Source organism: Nostoc sp. (assembly GCF_036917815.1).
Lineage (GTDB): Bacteria > Cyanobacteriota > Cyanobacteriia > Cyanobacteriales > Nostocaceae > Nostoc.
In genome coordinates this window covers 43308-57719 of sequence record NZ_JBALEK010000055.1, presented here as the reverse complement: position 1 = coordinate 57719, position 14412 = coordinate 43308, and the positions used below count along the sequence as shown (strand labels likewise).

The 14412-nt window shown below is 41.0% G+C and carries 15 protein-coding genes and 1 pseudogene; 6 read left to right on the top strand and 10 right to left on the bottom strand.

Annotated features, from left to right (window positions below):
* From V7K97_RS16230 to V7K97_RS16220, 4 genes and pseudogenes are all read left to right on the top strand, one after another.
* On the top strand, positions 1 to 210 hold the full coding sequence (locus tag V7K97_RS16230; protein WP_334802056.1) for a hypothetical protein: 210 nt from the start codon (positions 1 to 3) through the stop codon (positions 208 to 210).
* A gap of 252 nt (positions 211 to 462) precedes the next feature.
* Positions 463 to 1020 carry a hypothetical protein gene (locus V7K97_RS16225; protein ID WP_334802055.1) on the top strand — a complete coding sequence of 186 codons (558 nt, stop codon included), beginning with the start codon at positions 463 to 465 and terminating at the stop codon, positions 1018 to 1020.
* Position 1021: 1 nt separating this feature from the next.
* Entirely contained in the window at positions 1022 to 1078 is a 57-nt protein-coding gene (locus V7K97_RS32075) for a hypothetical protein (protein ID WP_442936917.1), read from the top strand.
* A gap of 275 nt (positions 1079 to 1353) precedes the next feature.
* Positions 1354 to 1800: pseudogene (locus tag V7K97_RS16220) on the top strand (rhodanese-like domain-containing protein); the annotation flags it as partial.
* Between the two features lie 765 nt (positions 1801 to 2565).
* On the opposite strand, the gene V7K97_RS16215 reads toward V7K97_RS16220, so the two are convergent.
* The 5 genes from V7K97_RS16215 to V7K97_RS16195 form a co-directional block, all read right to left on the bottom strand.
* The gene (locus V7K97_RS16215) at positions 2566 to 3195 is read right to left on the bottom strand and encodes a ribonuclease D (protein ID WP_334802054.1); all 630 of its coding nucleotides are present in this window, start codon (positions 3193 to 3195) and stop codon (positions 2566 to 2568) included.
* An 89-nt stretch (positions 3196 to 3284) separates the two neighbouring features.
* Positions 3285 to 3833 (bottom strand): CAP domain-containing protein, encoded by a 549-nt coding sequence (locus V7K97_RS16210; protein ID WP_334802053.1) that lies wholly within the window; start codon positions 3831 to 3833, stop codon positions 3285 to 3287.
* A gap of 554 nt (positions 3834 to 4387) precedes the next feature.
* Positions 4388 to 4918, bottom strand: a complete 531-nt coding sequence (locus tag V7K97_RS16205) for a CAP domain-containing protein (protein ID WP_334802052.1) — start codon at positions 4916 to 4918, stop codon at positions 4388 to 4390.
* 826 nt (positions 4919 to 5744) lie between these two features.
* Positions 5745 to 6980: a tryptophan synthase subunit beta gene (gene trpB / locus V7K97_RS16200; RefSeq protein ID WP_334802051.1), complete on the bottom strand. Its 1236-nt coding sequence runs from the start codon at positions 6978 to 6980 to the stop codon at positions 5745 to 5747.
* Between the two features lie 159 nt (positions 6981 to 7139).
* Complete coding sequence (locus tag V7K97_RS16195; protein ID WP_334802050.1) at positions 7140 to 7262, bottom strand: hypothetical protein; 123 nt, start codon at positions 7260 to 7262, stop codon at positions 7140 to 7142.
* A 95-nt stretch (positions 7263 to 7357) separates the two neighbouring features.
* Here V7K97_RS16195 and V7K97_RS16190 point away from each other — a divergent pair, with 95 nt between their 5' ends.
* Positions 7358 to 7705 (top strand): translation initiation factor, encoded by a 348-nt coding sequence (locus V7K97_RS16190; RefSeq protein WP_334802049.1) that lies wholly within the window; start codon positions 7358 to 7360, stop codon positions 7703 to 7705.
* Positions 7706 to 7846: 141 nt separating this feature from the next.
* Positions 7847 to 8005: a YqaE/Pmp3 family membrane protein gene (locus tag V7K97_RS16185; RefSeq protein ID WP_099065790.1), complete on the top strand. Its 159-nt coding sequence runs from the start codon at positions 7847 to 7849 to the stop codon at positions 8003 to 8005.
* A gap of 307 nt (positions 8006 to 8312) precedes the next feature.
* On the opposite strand, the gene V7K97_RS16180 is transcribed toward V7K97_RS16185, so the two are convergent.
* The 5 genes from V7K97_RS16180 to V7K97_RS16160 all read right to left on the bottom strand — a co-directional run bounded on the left by V7K97_RS16180 (position 8313) and on the right by V7K97_RS16160 (position 14217).
* Positions 8313 to 8981: a carbonic anhydrase gene (locus V7K97_RS16180; RefSeq protein WP_334802048.1), complete on the bottom strand. Its 669-nt coding sequence runs from the start codon at positions 8979 to 8981 to the stop codon at positions 8313 to 8315.
* Between the two features lie 624 nt (positions 8982 to 9605).
* A complete protein-coding gene (locus tag V7K97_RS16175) occupies positions 9606 to 9857 on the bottom strand; it encodes a DUF5340 domain-containing protein (RefSeq protein ID WP_334802081.1) in 252 nt (83 codons plus the stop codon).
* 244 nt (positions 9858 to 10101) lie between these two features.
* Positions 10102 to 10992, bottom strand: coding sequence for an indole-3-glycerol phosphate synthase TrpC (gene trpC, locus V7K97_RS16170; RefSeq protein ID WP_334802047.1), 891 nt, complete (start codon positions 10990 to 10992; stop codon positions 10102 to 10104).
* A 125-nt stretch (positions 10993 to 11117) separates the two neighbouring features.
* Positions 11118 to 12548: a dihydrolipoyl dehydrogenase gene (gene lpdA / locus V7K97_RS16165; protein ID WP_334802046.1), complete on the bottom strand. Its 1431-nt coding sequence runs from the start codon at positions 12546 to 12548 to the stop codon at positions 11118 to 11120.
* Between the two features lie 364 nt (positions 12549 to 12912).
* On the bottom strand, positions 12913 to 14217 hold the full coding sequence (locus V7K97_RS16160) for an RNA-guided endonuclease InsQ/TnpB family protein (protein WP_334802045.1): 1305 nt from the start codon (positions 14215 to 14217) through the stop codon (positions 12913 to 12915).
* Between the last annotated feature and the right edge of the window lie 195 nt (positions 14218 to 14412).

Sequence of the window (14412 nt, the reverse complement as noted above, 5' to 3'; positions counted from 1 at the left end):
ATGCTGCCTATTGTTGATTGGGCGATTCGCTGTTGCGCCAGTTTTGCCTTACGTGTTTCTGTTGAGAGTGTATTCACGCGCGTCTCTGGTGAGTGCGATCGCTACTGTAGTACTTGTACACAACTAATTTTCCATGAAGTTTATGAAAACTTCAGCCATCGGAATGCTTGTAAAGTGTATAATTGTCGTATGTTTATGGTACGATTTTGAATTTGCATTGGATATTTTTTAACTTTCATACTTAAAAAAAGTGTAATTTAAGACCATTTTCATAACCACAAATAGTCCAGAGAAACACCAAACGCCACGGAAATTGCTACAACTTTGGAAGAGAACCCACTACCTAATTGATTAGATATTTAGAAAGGCTCACAAAGGAAGCTATAAGCCAATCTAGATTTTAAACTCCTATTTACCCAACTTGTATGTCTTCTTCAAGAGGATCTACGAAAATTTACCCTGGTGCATTTACACGTAGCTAGACTCTTAAGCATATACTATACTACAAGTTTCATCACAAGCCAAGGACTGAAAGCATCGCCAGAAGGTATAACGCCAGCAAAAATAGCTTTAACAGAGAAAACTTGGAGTCAGCATAAATTAGCAACAGCTTTAGGTATTACACGTCAACCAGTTTCCAAATTTTTTGCAGGCGAGTCAGTTTCCCGCTCTTGTTTTGTGCAAATTTGCCAACAGCTAGGGTTATCTTGGCAAAAAGTTGCTGGCTTATCTCAAGATGTCGCATTTGAGGCAATTCTTAAAAAAGAGAAAATTTTGCAAGTTATTGCTGACTATCTAGATAGTAATTCTGAAGTAACTCAATTGCAACTAGATCAGGAGGCAGTTTTGAAAGTAATTGAAATACAAGATGGGTTATTGGTAGAAAGGGCACAAGAAATTTACTCATTTTCTCATTTGACGCTCCAAAAGTACTTCACAGCTAGAAAAATTGTGGGAATTTCCCAAGCCCCAACTTGGAACAATCTGGTTAGTCATATAACTGAATTACGATATCAATAAATTGCTGGTAGATTGCCTCAATAGTGCTGCTTATGTAACTCCAAGAGTGCGACAGTAGATTGAGGAGACATTATTATTAGCGATCGCTGATATTGAAAAGGTACGCAACTCATATATTAATAACTGAATATTTTTAATTTTTAATGTTTTTATCAACTCCTGGGCGGCTTAGATCCCCGACTTCTTCAACAAGTCGGGGATTTTTTTCTTCCTAACTCCTACACAGATTGCTATATCTGAAGAGAGAGTTAGAGGAGATTCATACCAGCGAAAGAGCAATTAAATACATTCAGTTCGCTAAATTGCTATTAATATCGTCAGCAAGGAATAATTATGGCTAATAATTTAGTAGGCGGCATCATTCCCTCACAGCCACCAATAGAAGCACAATCTGATGTTCATGTCCTGAAGACTCGTCTGGAATGGGGCGAACCAGCTTTTACAATCTTGGATGTGCGCGATCGCACCACCTTCAACCAAGGTCACATTCTGGGAGCAATACCGACCCCAATAGATGAATTGGTAGAGCGTGCAGTATCTTCTTTGCATAAAAGCCGTGATATTTACGTTTACGGTGCCAATGAAGAAGAAACGGCTCAAGCTGCACAACAACTGCGTTCTAATGGATTTGAGCGTGTCTCTCAACTCAAAGGTGGTCTTGCTGCATGGAAGGCGATCGGTGGACCAACAGAAGGCATTATTGAATCAAAAACTCCCCCAGGTGCAGATGACTACAACGTTGTAGACCGGCTAAAAAATCACCAAGAAAATCTGCAAAAGGGAGGAAGTAGCGCCACAGAAGCCGTTAAGAAGGGAGTTAGTAATCTCAAGGAAGGCATTCAAGAAGGAGCAAGCAACTTCAAGGAAGGCATTCAAGAAGGAGCAAGCAACCTGAAGGAAGGCATTCAAGAAGGAGTCAGTAATATCAAGGAAGGTATTAGTGAATCTAAAAATCCTAGAGACACTGATGATTCCAATGTTTGATCTTAGGCAAAAATGACTTAGTTTTGAGCGTTTGCAGTCAGGACTTAAGTGCTTAGAAAATAAGGACTAAAGTCCTGACTACGAACTGCTTATCTATCAATTTCAACTTGACAGATTACCTGAATTTTCACGTTATGTGGAAAAGCCACGAAACACCTAACCCCCAACTCGTCGCGGGAAGGGGGAAAATTCAAAGTCTCTCTCCTAACAAGAGAGAGAAATAGAAGTGAGGTTTTCCAGATACCGTGAAAAGTCAGGACAGATTACCAGCATGGGTTGTTGAGAAATAAAAGTTTTTTGTCCCCTGATATCTTGCACCAGCCGACTGGAAGTCGCGCGCCAGGTGCTTCTCCCAGGGGGAGACGCTACGCGAACAAGTCGGCGGAGCCGCCCAACGCACTGGCTTGGCTACACAGGCAAAACCCGCCTGCGCGGGTTGAAAACCTTGATTTTGCATTAGTCCGCGTAGGCGGACGAGAGTTTGTATAGCCGCGATTTCTAATCGCCAGGGCTAGGTGCAAGATATGAGTCCCCATTCTCCATTCCCTACTCCCCCTTTGATCAATGTTCAAACAAATCCTTAAATTGCAACAAATCTAAGGAAACTATTGTTGGCAGACATTCAAAACATTCTTGAGCAATTTGCCAACGTTCTTCTCGTTTGAGCATTTCTATTAGCTTCTGCTGCACACTAAGTAAGTAGCGCACATCATTGGCAGCATAACTTAGTTGAGCTTCAGATAAGCTAGCGGCGTTACCCCAATCAGAACTTTGAGAGCTTTTATCCAGTTCCACTTGTTCTAACTCTTGCACCACATCTTTGAGTCCGTGGCGATTTGTGTAAGTACGGGCTAATTTACTGGCAATTTTGGTGCAAAAAACAGGCTTAACCTGAATCCCTAGATTGGCTCGCAAAGTGGCAAGGTCAAATCGAGCAAAGTGAAACACTTTCACAATATTGACTGCTTGCAAGAGTTTTTTTAAGTTGGGGGCATCAACTTGTCCTTTAGCGATGCGAATTGCAGTCACTTTCCCTTCTGGGTTGCACAACTGGACGAGACACAAGCGATCGCGCAGTGGCAATAATCCCATCGTTTCTGTATCAACTGCGATCGCGGTCGATTCTAAATACTGGCTAAGGGCTGTATCACTAAGATCGCGATCGCTCACCTGAAAATCTGGTAATGTCATGAAATGTTCAAAAATAATAGCAGTGTCCAGCAAACAAAAGTCTTGTCAGACACTACATTATTATTGGGCAAAAAAACCAGAAATTAAATCTACCTAGTGCGAAAAAACATTTGTGTCAGGTAGACTTCGCCTTGATTATTAGTAGCAACCCCAATTCCAGTCAGGTTGTAATTTCCTTTAAGATTCTTTAGATGTCCAGGACTGTTGATCCAACCAGTAACAGCTTCCTCCACGGGGTTGCTATATCCCCGATTGAAAGCAACATTTTCTGCCGCACTGTTGTAGCGAATAGGGATAGCTTTGACTCGCGCTTCAAACCCATGATGGCTAAAAGGGGTTTTACCTTTAGCCATATTTTGACTATGAATTCTAGCCTGTCGAGTCATGCTTGCATTTAAGGTCAACTTTGGCAGTCCTTTAGAAGCTCGATATCGATTAATTTCGTCAAATACTGATTTTTCTAACTCAGTAGTTTTAAAAGTAGGAGTCGATATTGCAACCTGACTAGAAAAAAGCGACAACAGCTTATTACGGGTGGATGTATTCGTAGAAGTATGATTTGGTATCGGAACAGTCGTTAATCCACTAGCAAGGACAAGCGCACTTAAAGCGATGCCAAAAGCAGTTTGTCGGAACATGGAGAATTGCGTAATGTTAGAGATATAAGACTTATACTCTAGCTCATTGTTCCGAAGATATATACCACGATACTATTAAGTGTTGATGAATTTTGGCAGTTTGCCTACATCCTTTACAAGGGATATAAATAATCATTTCCAATGGTCAATCTTTTAATAGGTCAGCTTCATGGAAATCACGGTTAACTTTGCTAAGAATTTAAGATTTTCATGAACTAATATAGTATTCAATAGACAAATGTCATTGAAACTACATTATAGACATCTCGTGAAATTAAATGTGCGTTATCCAGAATCCTTGTAGAGACGTAGAATTCCTACATCTCTACATTCTTTTTAACAAAATGTCTAAGGGACTTCCAAGAAATAAATTATCCAAAGAAACGAACCACAGAGACACAGAGAACACAGAGAGAGGAGAAATAGAGAGGCTTTTGGGTCAGTTTTTAGGACATTTTTTTATTTGGAAGTCCCTAATAGGGAATTGGGAGAATTCAAAGCCTCTCTCCTAGAAAGAAGGAGATCAGAATATTAAGTTGCACATCGCGTCAAACCTATGAGCGAATGAACATTTGTGTGAAGTAAATTCCGCCTTGACTGTTCTTGGCGACACCAATCCCCGTCTTATTATAATTACCTCTGATATTAGCAAGATGCCCTGGACTTTTGAGCCAGCCCTGAACAGCTACTGTGGCAGGATCACTATATCCCTGATTGAAAGCGACATTTTCACCAGCTGCTTTGTAAGAAATACCGGTTGCTATAATACGCTGTGCAAATCCATTATGTCCAAAGGGAACTGTACCATTAGCCATGTTCTGACTGTGAATCCTAACTTGATTATCTATGGCAGAATTACGAGTCAGCGCTGGTAGCCCTTGGGAAGCTCTATAGTTATTAATTTGGTTGAAAATCGACTGTTCTAGAGTAGCAGTGTCGATGTTAGATGCTGCCATTTTAACAGTACTACTTGATACAGGTAAAGAAGTCGGCGTAAAAATTGGATTTGTTATGGGGGTAGCGATCGCGTCACTACTGAGAACAAGAGTGCCTAAAGCTATACTGTAAAATATTGACTTGATCATTTGCTGGAAGTAAAGTTTTAGACAATCTAACCAACTAATATCAATGTGACAAATTGCTTATAGGTCTGTATAGCTCTATTTATGCCGTTTTATGTTCAAAAACTACCAGCAAACGGTTAAATTCACAATCTTACGAAAAAATAGTGCTGTTTAATAAGTAATTGTCTTCTACCGTTAGTATGATTGTTTTTATCCCAGATTTGATACCGAGGTTGTCACATAGTGTAATTACTATATTTCTTTCGCTTTTTTAGTTTCAGGTTATGATTATTTATCCTTAATATTAAGTTATTTTACGCTTTTTAAGTATACTTAATAGCCTGATTTACGTCTAAAAAGCAGTAAAAACCGATTGTGACAGTTTAAGATGCGGAATATATGATATAAATCGTATGGATTTATTCAGCAAAATATCTGCGTGATTTCAACTAGCTTTGTTTGATAGCTATTTTTACTCCACTGCTGGAGAAGTTTCGGCAGATGTAATTAAGATATATATCGAAGACCCTGATCATAATTAACGCTCTTCTATGACTCTGGGGAGAGAATAATCCAGACGATTAGAAATCGCCTTGCATAATCAAGGCGCTCATGTTGCCCACCCCACAAGATGTTGAGAAAATTTTAATCTGCAAATTAGATGTGTTTTAGCTTAAAAGAGCCTTAATATTGAATGCGAATGAGTTCGCCGTTGGCACTTCCTCCACTGCCTTAAGTCAAGTGGAGGAAGTGCCGTTTGGGATTCTTCATGTAAGTACGTTGCGGTAGCATCACGTGTTGGAATTATTGATGCAGTATGGCTTTTTCCCCAATATTTTACGTAGGTTTATGCTGGATCTAATAACTTTACTACCGTCTGTACATCCTTATCACCGCGTCCAGAGCAGTTAATTACAATTCGAGGACTGTCGGTTAGCTGGGGACAGAGGGTTTCGAGGTAGGCGATCGCATGGGCTGTTTCCAGTGCTGGGATAATTCCCTCCAATTTCGACAATCGCTGGAATGCTGCCAAAGCCTCTGCATCTGTCACACTATAGTATTCGGCGCGACCAGTATCCTTCAAATAACTGTGTTCTGGCCCCACACCGGGATAATCTAACCCGGCACTAATTGAGTGTGCCTCAATGATTTGCCCATCTTCATCTTGCAGCAGGTAGCTCATGGCTCCGTGCAATACACCAATTCGTCCTTTTGTCAAGGTTGCTGCGTGTTTATCGGTATTGACACCTTCCCCAGCTGCCTCAACTCCAATGAACCGTATAGAAGACTCATTCATAAACTCATAGAATAGTCCCATCGCATTGGAACCACCACCCACACAAGCCAAGAGAATATCAGGCAATACACCCCACTTTTCCATTGCTTGGGCGCGGGTTTCTTGGCCGATTACTGCATGAAAATCACGTACCATCATCGGGTAAGGATGAGGACCAGCTACCGAACCCAGGATGTAGTGAGTCGTTTCTACATTTGTCACCCAATCCCGGATTGCTTCAGAAGTAGCATCCTTCAAAGTTCCCGTTCCCGCCTCCACCGGGCGCACTTCTGCCCCCATCAGCCGCATTCTGAACACATTCAAAGCTTGGCGTTCCATATCATGAACGCCCATATAAATGACGCATTCCAACCCAAAACGAGCGCAAACGGTGGCTGTAGCAACTCCATGTTGTCCAGCGCCCGTTTCGGCAATAATTCGCTGTTTACCCATGCGTTTCGCCAACAATACCTGACCAAGGGCATTATTGATTTTGTGAGCGCCAGTATGATTTAAATCTTCACGTTTTAAGTAAATTTGCGGGCCCGTGCGATCGGGTCGAGCATAATGAGCAGTTAGGCGTTCAGCGAAATATAATGGTGTCGCACGTCCCACATAGTCTCGTAAAAGTTGCTGTAGTTCTGCTTGAAAACCAGGGTCATTGCGGTATTGCTGATAAGCTGTTTCTAATTCAGCAAGGGCAGGCATGAGTGTTTCAGGTACATACTTACCGCCAAAGCGTCCAAAGCGGCCTAGCGTATCTGGAACCTGAGCAGTTGAACTTGGAGATAGGGGAGTGGTAGTCACAGGCTGTTTTCGATGACGGGAATGACTTAATTATTATAGAAAGTCTGGGGCATATCTGGGGAACAGGGAACAGGGAACAGGGAACAGGGAACAGGGAACAGGGAACAGGGAACAGGGAACAGGGAACAGGGAACAGGGAACTAAATTGTTCATTGATATTCAATGCAATGCCCAATGCCCAATGCCCAATGCCCAATGCCCAATGCCCAATGCCCAATGCCCAATACCCAATACTTCGGCTTCGCTCAGTACAAGTGCCCAATTACTTTGAATCCCTTGCAATGGATTTGTGATGTTAGTCTAGAAATTGATATGCCAGCAGAATGGTTGCGTAGAAGTTTCCACTGCCTTTGAAATTTTTCTTAAACATTCATTTTATGTCTTCTTCAAATCCCAAATCTTCCGATAAAGGCTTTGTCTACCGCGAATTTGGCAACGACAATTCTGCCGCCACAGAAAGACCAGTGCCAGAACTGCCCCCACAACAACAAAATCTCAAAGTACAAGCTTCCCGTAAAGGACGCAAAGGGAAAACCGTCACAGTGATTAGCGGTTTTCAAGCCAAACCGGAAACCTTGGCAGATTTGGTGAAGCAGTTGAAAAGCCAGTGTGGGACAGGTGGGACGATTAAAGATGATGAGATTGAAATTCAGGGTGAACACAAGCAAAAAATTGTCGAGATTTTGATCAAGTTAGGTTATAAGGCCAAAATTAGCGGTGGCTAATCTTGAGTGCGGTTTACCGCATCTTAACCGTGACCTAGATTGAGAGAGAGAATGTTATCTTTGAAAGGTACAAATATGCTTCAGCAGTGGTGAATCAGTTCGCCAACAAGCTGTTTTTTCTGAGATTAACAGGAGGTTTAAATGGATTTAGTTCGGATTTTGTGTGCCATTTTCCTGCCACCTTTGGGAGTTTTTTTACAAGTAGGTTTTGGTATAGACTTTTGGATTAATATAGTTTTGACGCTTTTCGGTTATATTCCTGGGATTATTCATGCAGTGTGGATAATTGCTAAGAAATAATTCTTTGTGGGGTAGATTGGAGGCTCTGCATCCAGTGAGAAATTGAGTCAGAGCCTCAATTGATGCATTTGCATACAGAGCATGGAAATGAGGAAAAAAGCCAATATTTCCGGGGCTTTGTTGGGTTGTGCTTTGCTTAACCCAACCGACAATTTTTCACAAAGCCAAGGGTATTGGTTTATAACTTTGACTTAGCTATGACAATATTGTGGGGAAAATAACTATCTATTCTACTTTAAATAAAAATTTTAAAGACCAGATTTATTAAGTCTATAGTGTGGGCTTATGTGTGACTAGAAATACCGAATTAGCTCTCATTTTTTAACATCGCATAGAGTCTAAACTCCAAAAGTAAGGGGCAGATGTGCAATTGCCATTGCACAGTTGAGACGTTCAAATCTTTGATTAACCCAGTGCGTATATCTAGTACCCAGCCATGAACCATAGGCGCTTTTCGCTGATGGAGTACCTGACGCATCATGGAAGTTTGATAAAGATTTTTCACTTGCGCTACAACATTGATTTCCGCCAAACGATTTAGACGTTCTTCTCTTGTTGGTAAGGTATCAATTTCTGATTGTTTCTCTAAATACAGTTCCCGAATCGGATTTACCCAGTTATCAAGAATTCCGATGGTTCTACCTTCTAAAGCTGCCTTAATTCCTCCACAATCGTAGTGACCACAAACAATAATGTGTTCCACTTTAAGATGTAAAATTGCGTATTCTAAAACAGCTAAAAAGTTTATATCCGTTAGAGAAACCTGATTGGCAATATTACGATGTACAAATAACTCTCCTGGTTCTGTACGGGTAAAACTTGTTAATGCCAGACGACTATCAGAACACCCAATGTATAGAAAAGGTGGTGTTTGTCCGCTAGATAATTCTTCAAAGTAAGTTGGGTCTATAGCTAGCTTTTCGGCAACCCAAGCCTGATTATTTCTGAAGAGTTCATCAATGTTGTTATATTTCATCTTTCGTCAAATTTGAGAGAGAATATTGCGGTTATCGTACCCTGCGGGAAGCTGCTACGCGTCTATGGATGCAATGCACTCCGAACTCACTTCCATTCCTCTCTCCTAAAAGGAAAGAGGCTTGGAATCTTAGGCAAGGGGTTGGAGGTTAGGTCTGTATTGAACTCAGTTGAGAACTGCTATATGATCAATATTTTAGCTGATCTAAAGTTTGCTCTAAATCCAGATGAACTTTTTCAGAGCTAGAATTTTATAAAGATGACAATTTTTTATACAAAATTAATATAACTTCTGTATAAATTGTAAAAATCTAAGTTAGTAATTAGAGATAGAATAACTATGTATAACTTGAGTAAACTAGCTAAATAAACTAAAATCTGAGCGTTGTGACTGCTAATTTTAAATTTTCATCTAGTTTAGATGTTTTTGCACAGCAGAAAAACTTTTGTAACCATAATTTATGTAAATCTTTTGAAATCACACCCCAAACTGTGCATTTGAGTCAAGCAATTGTGCGGAAGTTTTGAGTACTGTCCCCTTCAATACACAAAGACCCTTTCTGATGATGGGAAGCTAACTTAACAAAGATGCCAAATTTGAGGTTGAGATATTAAGCGATCAGCTTCAATCGGGGGCGACAACTTTGCTCTCGTGATGATGGTTGATTGACCAACGGTGATCAATACTTACAGAGGAAAACTCGCAAATTTCTTCTAGTCGCTTTTGCTGGACAGCAGCTTTACGGAGAGTAATAATTAGCTGATTCACCTGATACCGTAAATCAGGATTATCATTTACTGCTAACATGGTTTGTCTTTCTAAGAGTTGAAGTATAAGTTCGTAGTGAATAGGTGAAGGTAGAGGAATTTGCTCCATAAAGTTAAATTTTGATTTCATATTTGGGATTTTGTATTAGTCACACTTTCTCTCTTGTTAATAAATTGTTACATAAGAAATAACTAGTTACTTATGGCTTTGATTTGATTAGCAATGAAGATTTGGCAAAGATATTGATGATATTTGACGGCAAAGTGCTGCGTTTCTACGCATAGTATGCCCGATTACCCAATTATTGGGTGCAGTTGTCCTGCGCCCCTTAGGGCACGGGAGGTATAACTTTTCAGAAATTTCCTGGTAATATACGGGCGATCGCCGCGCCGGGATCTGGTTGTTTTACCAAAGATTCTCCAATGAGTACGGCAGATGCACCTGCTGTCATCACCAAATTCAAATCCTCTGGGTTGTGTAGTCCTGACTCGCTGACAACAAGGATGTTTTTCTCCTGCAATTGGCTACCCCTTGCAGCTAAAAGTTCGCAAGTAGTTTGCAGCTTAACAGAGAAATCTTCTAAATTGCGATTATTGATTCCAACCAACGAGACGCCATCCAAGGCTAACACACGGTCAAGTTCTGCCAAGCTATGGACTTCAATCAAGGCTGCCATTTTCAGGTTGTGAGCAATTTTCAGAAAGTATTTCAAATCTTGATCGCCCAGGATAGCTGCAATCAACAGAATTGCATCTGCACCCTGAACCCGCGCCAAGTATATCTGGTAAGCATAAATGATAAACTCTTTGCATAGTAGGGGCAAATCTACGGCAGCCCGAACCTTGGCTAAGTTGTCAAAACTACCTTGAAAGAACTTGACATCGGTCAGCACAGAAAGACAAGTAGCTTTGGCTTGTTGATAAGATAGGGCGATCGCTACTGGGTCAAAATCTTCTCGTAAAACGCCTTTGCTAGGTGAAGCTTTTTTAACTTCGGCAATCAATGCTGGCTTTGTCTTACCTTGGCGCAAGGCGGCGACAAAATCACGGGTTGGTGGCGCAGTGAGTACCTGCTTCTGTAATTCTTGCAAAGGAACTTTTTCCCGCATTTGGTCATATTCTACTTCTTTTTGCCAGACAATTTCTTCCAAAATATTATTTGGAGTTGCATCTGGCACAGCAATCTGATAGCACAAAATAGATACAGAAATAGATGGGTTAGGTGAACGACGACGGATTTGCATAATTGAGTTATGAGTTAGGAGTTATGAGTTAGGAGTTAAGAGAGACGCGATTAATCGCGTCTCTACTTTGGAGTTAGGAGTTAGGAAGTATTAACTCCTCACTCCTAACTTCTCACTCCTAACTTTTAGATGGCGATCGCTCGTTTATAAGCTTCGTCCAAGACTTCCGAGAGTGTCGGGTGGGCGTGAACTAGATGTGCGAGGCTTTGAACTGATTGACGGTTGGCGATCGCGGCTGACGCTTCATGAATTAAGTCTGAGGCGTGCAGTCCGAAAATATGAACGCCTAAGACTTCTCCGGTGTCTTTGCGATATATCACTTTGGCAATACCGTCAGCTTCGTTTTCTGCTAACGCTTTGGAATTCCCTTTGAAGTAACTCCGACTTGTGGCGATTTCAAACCCTTCGGTTTCTCCCAACTCCTTCGCTGCGGTTTCTGTTAAGCCCACATAGCTGACTTCGGGGTGGGTAAACGCTGCTGCGGGGATGCTGCGATAGTCTACTATTCTTTCCCTCCCAACTATGTTTTCTACCGCAATGACGCCTTGAGCAGAAGCTGCATGTGCTAACATCATCTTTCCATTAGCATCACCAATTGCCCACAAATGCGGCACTACTTCACCTGCTGATAGTACTGCCATGCGATCGTCAACTGGGATAAAATTCCGCCGATCGACTTCCACACCCACAGACTCTAAACCAAGATTTTTGGTCGCTGGGATGCGTCCCGTAGCCACCAAGCAAGCATCTACTTCGATGACATCTAGATCTTCTTTGGTTTTGAAATCTGCTAATTCAATCACCACGGGTGAACCTGGGGTGACTTTTTTGGCGTATATCCCCACTTTCGTTTCAATATCGCGGGGAGTAATTAGCACTCGTTCGGCAAGTTTGGCAATATCGCGATCAAATCCTGGCATTAACTGATCTAGGGCTTCAATCATGGTGATTTCACAACCCAAAGCTGAGTAAATATCCGAAAATTCCAAGCCGATATAACCACTGCCAATAATCGCCACCCAGTCTGGTAACGACTCTAGTTTGACCCCTTGATCGCTGGTAAAAACAGTTTTGCCGTCTACTTCAATCCCTGGAGGTACAAAAGGAATTGAACCAGGTGAAAGGATGATGTCTTTGGCTGTAATGGTTTTTTCACCATTGTCTCCGGTAATAGAGACTTTTTGCGCCCCAGCGATTTTTCCCCAACCCCTGATGATATCGACTCCTAGACGTTTCAGGCTGTTGGTTAAGTCGCCTTGAATTTTCGAGACGAGATTAGCAGCATGATTAGCGATTGCTTGGCGATCGAATTCCACGCTACCAACTTGAATTCCCAGTGACTTGAGGTGGTGGGCATTGCGTAACTCCCGCACACGTCCAGATGCCGCCAGCAGCGCTTTAGAAGGAATACAGCCCCGATTAACACAGGTTCCTCCCATATCAGCAGCTTCAATAATCGCTGTTTTCAAACCACAACTTACGGCGTGTAAGGCTGCGCCATGTCCGCCTACACCAGCGCCGATAATTACTAAATCGTAATCATATCCTTGACTCACGTTAGTTTCCCCGTCTGCTTCGCCTATTTATTCTCAACTTGACCGACAATCAGCGCAACCCTTTTAACAGTGATCAGTTATCAGTTTTATCGCTGAACTCTAAATCCCTCACCTTACACTACCCTGACTGTTTACTGTTGACTGTTCACTGATTTCAGGTTCGCGTGTTGTTAACTCAAATTATGATTCGCTCACTTCTGGCGAAAATATGGATGTTTTCATTATATGGGTTGGTTTTCCCAGAAAAGCGACAATAAATTAGGTGAGTATTTGCAGGGTAATCAACCTGATTCCTAGTTTTGAGCTAGTTAATCATTGACACTCTCAGGTCTAAAGACACTGAGATTCTACAGACAGAGTTAGACTAAATTAGTCTAACTCTCGCTACGACGGCCATTGATCGTCTACTGAGTTGATCAAGTAAAATACCTAATCTTCCCGCTACTTTTCTTAAAATATTAGCTGCGCCATTCAGGTCAGCATTAACAAGCAACCCGTCAGCAGACTGATACAAACCACGTTTAACTCGTTTTCCAGATGCTTTCCACCCAAAAGGTTTTTCACCGTATTTAGGTAGGGAGTCTCCATCTAAAAAACTAGCCTGACTAGTATAAGCTTCTTCTGTTATCTCAAACCTAATTCCATGTAACTCACATAGTTGACATAACCTATCTCTTAATTTACCTAAAGGCATTTGAACAAACTTTTGGTTGTTCAAGTTACCCATGTTAGAGTTACTTTTAAATCCCTCATTCCAACCAATAACTAGAGTACCAATCCCATGTTTAATACAGTGATCAATAATTAACTTAGCAGTTTTGTTAATCCCATCTCTCATCTGATGATGACGTTTTCTAGTTACCCTATCTAACCATTCATCCCAGTAACCTTGAGGTTTATTCTCTTGCCTAGTTGCTACTTTCTTATTCCAAAGTTGATTAGCTGATTTCAAAAATTTAGCATCTATCAAAAATGAATTGCCTAATGTATCAACACCAACTGCTAAGTTTTGAGAAGTTCCCAGGTCAATACTCAAAGCCTGATTAATATCTAACTCGTGTTTTGGCTTGTCAACTAAATAAGAAATCTCTAGATAAAAAGCTCCATTTTTCGGGAGGACTGTAAACTCTTTCACTCTTGAGTAATCAATATTAGATGGCAGTGGTAAAGAAAAAGACTTGAGATTAAACCATCTATTTACCGTGTTACCTAAAGGAAATTTAATTCTATCTCCCTCTAGAATCGGTCTACCTAGTCCAGTGTTGGGATAAGCAACTTTGAAAAGTTTAGAGCCTTTGAGATATTGAGGAGGTCTAGGTTGAAAATGTAGATTACCTTTGTTAAATTTAACTTTCAATTCTTTAAAAGATTTAAAAGCTTCAGTAACAGACATTAAAGTTTGTTGTGCAGGGATAGATGGCAAAGAACTACTTAAAGTAGTTTTAGAGATAGATGGCTCATAAATTAAATCAAATTTGCCTGTTAGTAATTTACCTGTCTTAAAGAGTATTTGTCTAGCGAAATAGACTCCGGAGTTATATAATTTTCCTGATTGCTCACAGAGATATTGCAATATAGCTTTAGTATCTTTATCTAGGTGCAATAATAATTTTTGTACACCCATTAAATATTTTTCTTTACCCATCTTTTTGCCTGTTTGTGATATCATTAGTATCGCACAAAATTAAAGAAAAAATCCAGTGACTTAAGTCACTCGAGTCGCTTATATCTCAGCCCTAAAGGGACTGAGTTTTACGCTTACCGAGTGTTTCTATAAAAATTGCAGTCTCATCCAGACTCCCAATGCCCAATACTTCTCTTCTTAGGCTGCGCCAACGGCAACTCTTGGAGACGCTACGCGTAG